This is a genomic window from Kitasatospora sp. NPDC097643, assembly GCF_040302625.1.
Classification (GTDB): domain Bacteria; phylum Actinomycetota; class Actinomycetes; order Streptomycetales; family Streptomycetaceae; genus Kitasatospora.
Window position 1 is genome coordinate 1 of sequence record NZ_JBEOSA010000128.1, and the last position, 9,258, is coordinate 9,258.

Genomic DNA, 9,258 nt, shown 5'->3' on the forward strand with positions numbered 1-9,258 from the left:
CGCCGGCGCCGCGCGGCCTGCCCCAGATCGAGGTCACCTTCGACATCGACGCCAACGGCATCATGCACGTCGGCGCCAAGGACCTCGGCACCGGCCGGGAACAGCGGATGACCGTCACCGGCGGCTCCGCGCTGCCGAAGGACGACATCGCGCGCATGATGCGCGAGGCCGAGCAGTACGCCGAGGACGACCACAAGCGCCGCGAGGCCGCCGAGACCCGCAACCAGGGCGAGCAACTCGCCTACACCACCGAGAAGTTCATCGCCGACAACGCCGACCGGATCCCCGCCGACGTGCGCGGCGAGGTCGAGACGGCCATCGCCGAGCTGAAGGAGCAGTTGAAGGGCGAGGACACCGCCGCGATCCGAGCGGCCACCGAGCGGGCCGCCACGGTCAGCCAGAAGCTCGGCCAGGCCCTGTACGCCCAGGGCGCCTCCTCACCCGGCCCGCAGGCCGGGCAGGACGAACGGGAGGAGCAGGGCGAGGAGGTGGTCGACGCCGAGATCGTCGACGAGGACGACCGCGGCCGCCGCACCTCCTGACTCAGTGCAGCACGGCTGACTCAGTGCAGCCGGACGCGCTCGCCGGGCCGGCCGTCAGCGGGGCGCGGGGTCGCGCAGCCGTAGGTCGCACCAGACGGTCTTGCCCCCGCCCTCGGGGCGCCAGCCCCAGGCCACGGCGAGGCGGTCGACCAGGAACAGGCCGAAGCCGCCCTGCTCGCCCGGGCGGTACGGGCGCTCGTACGGCCTGCGGAGCCGGGGCGGGCGCGGGCTGGGGTCGCTGACCTCGATCCGCAGCAGCCGGCCGCGGCGGACGAGTTGCAGCGCGTCGGGCCCTCCGGCGTGCTGGCAGGCGTTGGCGACGAGTTCGGAGACCAGCAGCACCGCGTCGGCGGCCGCCGTCCGGTCGGGGACGCCGGCGAGGGCGTGCGCGGTGAAGGCCCGAGCCGTGGCGACGACCCCGGTCGGGACGGAGGACGAGGCCGAGGACACCGGGGTCAGCCGGAGCGCCCACGGGGCCACGCGGTCGGGGGACGCGGCCCACCCGCCGACGGAACGTCCGGCCCCGGTCATGGTGCCCTCCTTCTTCAGGTCTCCGCGGCCCTCGTCCGTCCGGGTCGGCGGCTTCAGTGGTCGAACAGGTGCCGCAGGCCGCTCCGTCGGCTCGGCGTACTCGGCGTACTCGGCGTACTCGGTGCAGTCGGTGTACTCGGCGTGGTCCGGGTACTCGGTGTGGCGGCCCTACTGGCGGCCAGTTCGCGCGGCGCCGTCCGTTCGCGCGACGCGACGGACTCGCGCGGCGGCGTCGGTTCCGCCGGCTCGGTTGCCTCCACCGGTTCCACCGGCTCCGCCGGTTCGCGCGGCCCGGCGGGCGCGGCCGGGTGAGCGGCCGGCTGAGCCGAGTGCGCCTGCCAGCGGGCCGGCCGACGGCCGGTCCAACGGCGCGGACGCCGGCCCCGAGGGGTCCGGCCGGTCAGCGCCAGGCCGATGCAGAACACCAGCGCGAGGGCCAGGCCGAACAGGAAGATCTCCAAGCCGTCGAGCCTCGCCAGGTCGTTGCCCAGGACGGTCACCTGGTAGTCGGGACCGCCGGAGAGATTGTCCGCGATCAGCAGTCCGGCGAAGGCGCCGGCCGCCGACATCAGCAGAAGTCCTAGCAGCAGCATCGGAGTTCCCTTCCGTCCGGGTCTCGGTCGCCCCCCGCGGATGGCGCCTACCCCGGTCGGTCGGGTTCAGTCGGTTCAGTCCGCCTGGACGGCGACCAGGCAGGTGTCGTCGTCGGTGTCGGCCGGGCTGAGGGCCAGCAGACGGTCGAGGTACCGCTCCAGGTCGGGCCCGGGGGCGCCGGCGGCGCGGATCAGCTGGTTGACGGACTCCTCGACCGGGCGGTCGCGGCGTTCGACCAGGCCGTCGGTGTAGAGGAGCAGGACGTCGCCCCGCTCCAGCCGGCCGGTCCGCTCCTCGTACCGGGCGTCCTCCAGGGCGCCGAGCAGGATGCCGTGCGGCAGCGGCAGCACCTCCGCGCCGTCCGCGCGGAGCCGGATCGGCGGCAGATGACCGGCCCGGGCCCAGCGCAGTTCCCCGGCGGCCGGGTCGAGGAGAACGCAGACGGCGGTGGCGGTGACCTGACCGGGTTCGCGCAGGGCGACGGTGTTGGCCCACTCCAGCAACCGGGCCGGGCCGGCGCCGGTGACGGCGAGGCCGCGCAGTGCGTGCCGCAGCGCGACCATGCCGGTGGCCGCGCCGACGCCGTGCCCGGCGACGTCGCCGACGGCCAGCAGGACCCGTTTGTCGGGCAGCAGCAGCACGTCGTACCAGTCGCCGCCGACCCGGTCGACCTGGGAGGCGGGGCGGTAGCGGACGGCGGCGTGCAGTCCGGCCGGGCCGAGCGGGGGCGGTGCGGACGGCAGGATCGCCCGTTGGAGGCGCAGGGCGAGCCGTTCGCTCTCGGCGGTCTCCTGCTCGGAGTCGGCCAGGCGCGCCCGGGTGGCGCCGAGCGCGACCTCGGTCCAGTGCTGCGCGGACACGTCGTGGAAGGCGCCCCGGATGGCGGTCAGCCGGCCGTCCTCACCCAGGACGGGTTCGGCGACGACCCGGGTGTAGCGGTGCGTGCCGTCGGGCCGGGCCAGGCGCAGGACGGCCGAGGAGGTCCGGAGCTGGTGCCGGACGGTGTCCAGCAGGCGCCGGATCGCGGGCTCGTCATCGGGGTGGGCGTGGCGGGCGAGGTGGGCCAGCGGCACCGGTTCGGCCTCGGGCGGCAGCCCGTAGAGCTCGCGCAGGCCTTCGCTCCAGCGGATCCCGCCGGTGGCGGGCCGTTCCTCGAAGCCCGCGACCCGGGCGAGCCGCTGGGCCTGCCGTTGCAGGTCGGCCTGGTCGGCCTCGGCGGCCCGCTCCGGGTCGAGCTGCCAGCTGACCAGCAGCCGGTCGCCGAGCGGGGCGGTGGCCAGCCGGACGGTGACCGGCAGGGTGGACCGCCCGTACCGGAACGCCAGCCGCAGCCGCTCGTCGGGCCGGGGTGCACCGCTCTCGTGGGCCCGGAGGAGGTGGGCGAACAGCCCGGTGGCGGCGGCCACCGGGTAGGTCTCCAGCAGCGACGCGCCCTCCAGCGCGGACCGGGGGCGCCCGAGCGGGTCACGGAACAGGCTGTTGACGCGCAGGATCGTGAAGTCCCTGACCCTGCCGTCGTGCAGGACGGGTGCCAGCAGCAGGGCCGGGCTCAGCAGCCCGTCGACGACCGGGGCCCGGTCGTCGGTCACTCCCCCCGCCGCTCCCTCGGGCGGTTCCGGGGGGCCGCGCCGGTCGAGGAGGGTGGCGACCAGGTCGGCGAGGGCGTGCAGGTGGCGGTGTTCGGCGCTGCCGAGGCCCGGCACGGGGGCGGACCAGAGGAGTTCGAGCGCGCCGCAGCGACGGCCGCCGACGAACAGTGGGAGGACGGCCCGGGCGGACCCGACTCCGACGGACGGGCCCGCCGTCTCCGGGGAGCCCGGCCACAGGTCGCGTCCGGAGGTGACGGCCTGCTGGGCGGGGGTGGGGACGCCGGGCGGAACCCGGCTCCAGGCGGCGGCCTCCGGGGCGGGGAGTCCGGCCTGCGCGGCGAGGGCGAGCGCGCCGTCCGGGAGCCGCTGCCAGACGGCGACCGCGCGCAGGCCGAGCGGCCCGGCACCCTGGTCGAGCATCGCCTCGACGGCATGCCGCAGGTCGGGGGCGGAGGTGAACGCCGTGGTGAACATGGTGAACGTGGTGGCGGGGGGTCCCGGGGCCTCGGGCCCGGTGTCGATGTCGGCAGGTGGGCCCGGAGCACCACATGGGACCGGAGGACCGGGTGGGCCGAGTGGGCCAGGTGAGAGGGGTGGGCCCGGGTCGGGCAGCCCGGCGATGTCGGCGGCCAGGGCCGCCGGCGGCACCCCGGCCTCCCGGGCAAGCCGGGCGAGGTGGGCGGCGGCCTCGGCGGGCGGGACGTCCAGGCGCTCGGCCAGGATGCCGGTGGCGAGGTCCACGACGGACCGGGCCCGTTCCCCGGCGCGCATCCGGGCGGCGCCGCGTTGCAACCGGCGGACGGCCGCAGCCAGGGCCCGGGCGGTGGCGCCCTCGGGGTCGGGCCCGCCGCTCGGCTCGGGTTCGCGGGTCGGTTCAGGCCCGCCACTCGGCTCGGGCCCGCCGCTCATGGCGCGTCCAGCCAGTGCCGCATCCGGTCGAGCAGGTGCGGGATGTCGACGGGTTTGGTGATGTGGTCGTCCGCCCCGGCCTCCAGGCTCCGGTCGTGGTCGCCGGGCATCGCCTTGGCGGTGACGGCGATCACCGGGATCCGGGCGAGGTGTTCGTCGGCGCGGATGGCGGTGATCGCGGAGTAGCCGTCGAGGCCGGGCATCATCACGTCCATCAGGACGAGCGCGGTCTCGGGGTGGCCGCGCAGCAGGTCGAGACCGGCCCGGCCGTCGGCGGCGTGCAGGACGGTGAGACCGTGCTGTTCCAGGGCGGCGGTGAGCGCGAAGACGTTGCGCAGGTCGTCGTCGACGATCAGGACGGTGCGGCCCGCGAGGGCGTCGCCGGACAGCGGAACCCCGGCGCCGACGGACGGCTCGTCGGTGCGGCGGCCGCCGAGCAGTTCGACCACCCGCTCGCGCAACCCGTCCAGCCCGGCGGGGAGTTCGAAGCCTCCCGCGACCACCATGGCGGTGTGGGACGGGCCGTCGCCCTGGTAGCCGAGGACGGGCGTGCCCTCGTCCAGCGCGGGCAGCAGCACGGGCGCGAGCTCGCCGCAGTGGGCCAGGTCGAGGACGACGCAGCGGTAGCGGCCGTCGGCCAGGGCCGCACGGACCCCGGCCTCGTCGGCGGCAGCGCGGACCTGGACGGGCTGCGCCGAGGGACCGGCCGCGTCGACGGCGGCGTGGGTGAGCATGCTGAGCAGGCCGGGTGGGTCCGGCTCGACGACGAGCACGTGCGGCCGGTCGACGACCGGCGCCGCCTCCTCGCCGGTCGGCAGGTAGAGGGTGAAGCAGCTGCCCTGCCCGACGGTGGAGCGGACGGTGAGGGTGCCGCCGAGGAGCCGGGCGAGTTCGCGGCTGATGGACAGGCCGAGGCCGGTGCCGCCGTAGCGGCGGCTGGTGGTGCCGTCGGCCTGCTGGAAGGCCCCGAAGATGGTGTCCAGGTGGGCCGGGTCGATGCCGGTGCCGGTGTCCTCGACCTGGAAGGCCACGGCGGCGCTCGCCTGGCCGAGTTCGGGCGGCAGCCCGGGGCCGTGGGCCCGCTCGATCCGCAGTTCGACCAGGCCGACGTCGGTGAACTTCACCGCGTTGGAGAGCAGGTTGCGCAGCACCTGGCGCAACCTGGCCTGGTCGGTGAGGAGTTGTTCCGGCACGGCGTCGTCGAGGGTGACCTTGAAGGCGAGCCCCTTCTGGTCGGCGAGCGGGCGGAAGGTGGACTCGACGTACTCCAACAGCTCGTGCACGGCGAAGGGTTCGGGGCTGAGCTCCATCTTGCCGGCCTCGACCTTGGAGAGGTCGAGGATGTCGTTGATGAGCTGGAGCAGGTCGGTGCCGGCGGAGTGGATGACGCCCGCGTACTCGACCTGCTTGGGGCTCAGGTTGCCGGTGGTGTTCTGGGCGAGCAACTGGGCGAGGATGAGCAGGCTGTTGAGCGGGGTGCGCAGTTCGTGGCTCATGTTGGCCAGGAACTCGGACTTGTACATCGAGGTGAGGCTCAACTGCCGTGCGCGTTCCTCCAGTTCCTGCCGGGCCTGTTCGATCTCCAGGTTCTTGGCCTCGATGTCGCGGTTGCGGTCGGCGAGTTGTGCCGCCTTCTCCTCCAGCTCGGCGTTGGAGCGCCGCAGTTCCTCCTGCCCGGCCTGCAACTCCTCGGATCGGGACTGGAGTTCGGCGGTGAGGCGCTGGGACTCACCGAGCAGTTCGTCGGTGCGGGCGTTGGCGAGCAGGGTGCCGATGTTGACGCCGCAGGCCTCGGCGAACTGTTCCAGGAAGTCACGGTGGACCTGGCTGAACGGGTGGACGGAGGCGAACTCCAGGACGCCGAGCAGCCACTCCTCCAGCGCGATCGGCAGGACGACCAGGGAGCGGGCGTCGGTGGCGCCGGAGCCGGAGGCGAGGACGGCGTAGCCGGGCGGCAGGTCGTCGACGACGATGGTGCGCCGACTGCGGGCGGCCTGGCCGACCAGGGACTCCCCGGGCCGCAGCCGCCGCACCGGCGCACCGGCTGTCCCCGGTCCGTCGCCGGCCGGGCGGCCGTAGGCGCTGATCAGGGCGAGTCCGGTGCCCTCGGGGGTCTCCTCGGCGAGGAAGAACGCGCCGTACTGGGCGTTCACCAGCGGCGTCAGCTCGTCGGTGATCATGTCGGCGACGGCCTGGATGTCGCGCCGGCCCTGGACGGCGGCGGACAGCCGGGCCAGGTTGGTCTTCAGCCAGTCCTGTTCCTGGTTGGCCAGGGTGGTCTCGCGCAGCGACTCCACCATGGCGTTGATGTTGTCCTTGAGGTCGGCGACCTCTCCGGAGGCGTCCACGCTGATCGAGCGGGTGAGGTCGCCGGCCGCGACGGCGCTGGTGACCTCGGCGATCGCGCGGACCTGCCGGGTGAGGTTCCCGGCGAGTTCGTTGACGTTCTCGGTGAGGCGCTTCCAGGTGCCGGAGACGCCCTCCACCCGGGCCTGGCCGCCGAGCCGGCCCTCGCTGCCGACCTCCCGGGCCACCCGGGTCACCTCGGCGGCGAACGAACCGAGCTGGTCCACCATGGTGTTGACGGTCGTCTTCAGTTCCAGGATCTCGCCGCGCGCGTCCACGTCGATCTTGCGGGTGAGGTCGCCGCGGGCCACCGCGGTGGTCACCTGGGCGATGTTGCGCACCTGGCTGGTGAGGTTGTGCGCCATGAAGTTGACGTTGTCGGTGAGGTCCTTCCACGTCCCGGCGACGTTGGGGACGCGGGCCTGGCCGCCCAGGATGCCCTCGGTGCCGACCTCACGGGCGACCCGGGTGACCTCGTCCGCGAACACCGACAGGGTGTCCACCATGGTGTTGATCGCCGCCGCGAGGGCCGCGACCTCGCCCTTGGCCTCCACGGTGATCTTGCGGGAGAGGTTGCCGCGCGCGACGGCGGTCGCCACCTCGGACATCGAGCGGACCTGGCCGGTGAGGTTGGAGGCCATCACGTTGACGTTGTCGGTGAGGTCCTTCCACGTCCCGGAGACGCCCCGGACGGTGGCCTGGCCGCCCAGGTTGCCCGCCGTGCCGACCTCGCGGGCCACCCGGGTCACCTCGTCGGCGAACGCGGACAGCTGGTCGACCATGGTGTTGATGGTGGTCTTCAGCTCCAGGACCTCGCCCCGGGCGTCCACCGAGATCTTCTGCGTGAGGTCGCCCTCGGCGACGGCGGTGGCGACCTGGGCGATCGCCCGGACCTGCGCGGTGAGGTTGCCCGCCATGGAGTTCACCGAGTCGGTCAGGTCCCGCCACGTCCCGGCCGCCCCCGGCACCCGCGCCTGGCCGCCGAGCCGGCCCTCGGTGCCGACCTCGCGGGCCACCCGGGTCACCTCGTCGGCGAAGGAGCCCAGCTGGTCCACCATCGTGTTGACGGTGTTCTTGAGCTCCAGGATCTCGCCGCGCGCGTCCACCTCGATCTTCTGGGTGAGGTCGCCCCTGGCCACCGCCGTGGTGACCTGGGCGATGTTGCGCACCTGCCAGGTGAGGTTCCCGGCCATCGCGTTCACCGAGTCGGTGAGGTCCAGCCACGTCCCGGCCGCCCCCGGCACCTGGGCCTGGCCGCCGAGGCGTCCGTCCGTACCGACCTCGCGGGCCACCCGGGTGACCTCGGAGGTGACCCGGGCCAGCTGGTCCGCCATGCCGTTGAAGACCGTGGCGATCTCCCCGAGCAGGCCGGGCTGGTCGGGGGTGAGCCGGGTACGGAAGTCGCCGTCGCGTACGGCGGTCAGTCCGGCGAGCAGTTGCCGCAGGCCCTGCCCGGCCGGGTCCGCCCGCTGCGCGCCGGGCGTCGGCTGGTCGTCCATCCGTCCACCGCCGGGATCGGCCGCACGGCCGCGGGCGCGGCGACGAGCGCGCGTCCCGGCACGTGGGGGCGGCGGGCACCGCCCTGACACCACTGTGCCACCGGAGGGGGGTGGGTGGCAGCGGAGGGGGTCCGCGGTGGGTGGCGGCGGACGGGGGTCCCTGGCGGGTGGCGGCGGAGGACGGCGGGTGGCAGCGGGCGGGGTCGCCACCGGTCAGCCGGGCGGCCCTTCCCGGATCGGGAAGGCGTCGGTGGCACCGGTCAGCTCCAGCATCCGCAGCACCAGCGGGCGGGGCCGGGCCAGCTCGATCCGGCTGCCCTCGGTCATCGCGCGGGTGCGGGCCTGGAGCAGTGCGCTCAGCCCGGTGGAGTCGCAGAACTCCAGGTCGGCGCAGTCGATCACGACGACGGTCGCGGGCTCGGCCAGCGCCCGGTCGAGCCCCGCGAGCAGCTCCGCCAGCGAGTCGAGGTCGAGCTCGCCCCGCAGGATGAGGACCGTCCCGTCGGCCCACCGCCCGGCCCGCACGGTCAGCCCGGGCGGCAGCTCGGAGCCGACGGGGGTCCTGGACGGTCGGCGGGTCATGGTTCTCGGCTCCTTTCCGTCCGGACGACCGAATGACCGCCCGGACGTCCGAAGCCCCCCACAGCGCGGCTATCCGCTGTGGGGGGCCGGAAACGCCCGGTGGCCGGGAATGTGTCAGCCGGGCGCCTCCTGGTCGTCGGCCCAGCCCGGGGCGTCGCGGTCCTCCAGCTGTTCGCGCAGCCGGGCCAGGGTGGCGGTGAGCAGCCGGGAGACGTGCATCTGGGAGACGCCGATGCGGGCAGCGATCTCGGACTGGGTCCAGCCGTCCCAGAAGCGGAGCTTGAGGATGGTCCGCTCACGCTCCGGCAGGTGGCCGAGCAGCGGGCGCACGGCGGTGCGGAACTCGACCAGTTCGATGCCCGGGTCGCAGCCGCCGAGGCGGTCGAGCAGCGCGCTGCCGCTCTCATCGGTGTCCTGGTCGCGCAGCGCGTCCAGGGAGTTGGGCCGGTAGACCCGGCCGGCGACCAGCCCCTCGATCACCTGCTCCTCCGTCAGGTCGAGATCCCGGGCGATCTCCTCGGGGTGTGGGAGCCGTCCGAGTTCCTGTTCCAGCCGGTCGGAGCCGCGGGCCACGCTCAGGTACAGCTCCTGCATGCTGCGCGGGACGCGGACGGGCCAGGAGGTGTCGCGGAAGAAGCGCTTGATCTCGCCGGCGATGGTGGGGAT

The 9,258-nt window shown here is 74.5% G+C and carries 7 protein-coding genes; 1 reads left to right on the forward strand and 6 read right to left on the reverse strand.

Features of this window, described 5'->3' with window-relative positions; all coding sequences use genetic code 11:
- A partial coding sequence (locus ABTY15_RS39060) for an Hsp70 family protein (RefSeq protein ID WP_350607244.1) occupies positions 1 to 542 on the forward strand: 542 nt, incomplete at its 5' end.
- Positions 543 to 596: 54 nt separating this feature from the next.
- On the opposite strand, the gene ABTY15_RS39065 is transcribed toward ABTY15_RS39060, so the two are convergent.
- From ABTY15_RS39065 to ABTY15_RS39090, 6 genes are all read right to left on the reverse strand, one after another.
- Positions 597 to 1,073, reverse strand: coding sequence for an ATP-binding protein (locus ABTY15_RS39065; protein ID WP_350607247.1), 477 nt, complete (start codon positions 1,071 to 1,073; stop codon positions 597 to 599).
- Between the two features lie 53 nt (positions 1,074 to 1,126).
- Positions 1,127 to 1,666: a hypothetical protein gene (locus ABTY15_RS39070; RefSeq protein ID WP_350607251.1), complete on the reverse strand. Its 540-nt coding sequence runs from the start codon at positions 1,664 to 1,666 to the stop codon at positions 1,127 to 1,129.
- A gap of 75 nt (positions 1,667 to 1,741) precedes the next feature.
- The gene (locus tag ABTY15_RS39075; protein ID WP_350607254.1) at positions 1,742 to 4,165 is read right to left on the reverse strand and encodes a PP2C family protein-serine/threonine phosphatase; all 2,424 of its coding nucleotides are present in this window, start codon (positions 4,163 to 4,165) and stop codon (positions 1,742 to 1,744) included.
- The gene (locus ABTY15_RS39080) at positions 4,162 to 8,010 is read right to left on the reverse strand and encodes a HAMP domain-containing protein (protein WP_350607257.1); all 3,849 of its coding nucleotides are present in this window, start codon (positions 8,008 to 8,010) and stop codon (positions 4,162 to 4,164) included. Before ABTY15_RS39080 ends, ABTY15_RS39075 begins: the two co-directional genes overlap by 4 nt.
- 213 nt (positions 8,011 to 8,223) lie before the next feature.
- On the reverse strand, positions 8,224 to 8,592 hold the full coding sequence (locus ABTY15_RS39085; RefSeq protein ID WP_350607276.1) for an STAS domain-containing protein: 369 nt from the start codon (positions 8,590 to 8,592) through the stop codon (positions 8,224 to 8,226).
- A gap of 114 nt (positions 8,593 to 8,706) precedes the next feature.
- On the reverse strand, positions 8,707 to 9,258 hold a 552-nt coding region (locus ABTY15_RS39090; protein WP_350607279.1), incomplete at its 5' end, for a sigma-70 family RNA polymerase sigma factor.